The following is an 896-nucleotide window of genomic DNA, read 5'->3' as shown; positions in this document are numbered from 1 at the left end:
GAGGGTGAATCTATGAGAAAACTGGATCAATCCGATCACTTGAGGTAAAAATAAGGTTAAGAGAAAAAAGGGATTTTAGGTGATCGGATAACTCCGAAACGACTGATCGGATAAACCGAAAAACGCAGCGAGATACAGTGGGCACAAACATATGCCAAAACTATAAGGCATTTCAGTTTACTAAATGGGGAAACATATGCAGCTTTCTGCTTCAGAAACTATAAAGCTTGGTTTAATTACAGGGAAAGATGGTGAGCTACTAAGACATGAGCATTATGTCGGTAAATCTAGCGTTGATTTAAGTGTAGGGGAAATTATTCATAAGGACGAGAAAGGGAGCTCTGTAGTTGTTGAAGACTATGAAATCCTGCCTCAAGAAACAGTCTATTTACTTTCAGAGCAGTTTATCAATGTTAAGCCTGGTTACGTTGCTTATGTATTTCTCAAAAATCGTCTTTCACAAGGAGGGTTATTAGCATTAAATACAGGAATAATTGATAGTGGATTCAATGATCCCTTGTCTACATTAGTTACAAATTTTTCCAAGAAAAATATTGAAATAAATTCAGATGAAAAAACATACTTTTTTCGAGTGGTTTTTCACAAAATATCTTTGGGTGAATATGAAACACTGGCTGATTTTGAATCCAAAGAATATTCATATGATATTTATAAGAAATATAGAAAGCAAGACCTTAGAGCCTTACCTAGATTTTTCTTAGACCCTGATAGTATAAAAAATAAAATTAATGATGAATTATCTGATAAAGCCATAGGTATCTACACAATGTGATCACTTTCTAAGCAATTAAACTTTTTCATGGAACTGTTTGAAAAAGTGGCGATCAGATCTGCAAATTCCCTTCAACTGACGATAAAAATGGATTTGTTTGCAC

The 896-nt window shown here is 34.0% G+C and carries 1 protein-coding gene; it reads left to right on the top strand.

What is annotated here, in order from left to right; translation table 11 throughout:
* Positions 1-196: 196 nt before the first annotated feature.
* Complete coding sequence (locus D5018_RS21435) at positions 197-793, top strand: dCTP deaminase/dUTPase family protein (RefSeq protein ID WP_165905158.1); 597 nt, start codon at positions 197-199, stop codon at positions 791-793.
* Positions 794-896: the final 103 nt, after the last annotated feature.

Origin of the sequence: Parashewanella curva (assembly GCF_003675895.1) — a bacterium.
Classification (GTDB): Bacteria; Pseudomonadota; Gammaproteobacteria; order Enterobacterales; family Shewanellaceae; genus Parashewanella; species Parashewanella curva.
The sequence above is the reverse complement of the archived record's forward strand: the minus strand, read 5'-3'. Positions and strand labels throughout refer to the sequence as shown.

Bases quoted from the DNA above. Each gene is read 5' to 3' on its own strand.
- D5018_RS21435 (WP_165905158.1), top strand. From the start codon at position 197: ATGCAGCTTTCTGCTTCAGAAACTATAAAGCTTGGTTTAATTACAGGG.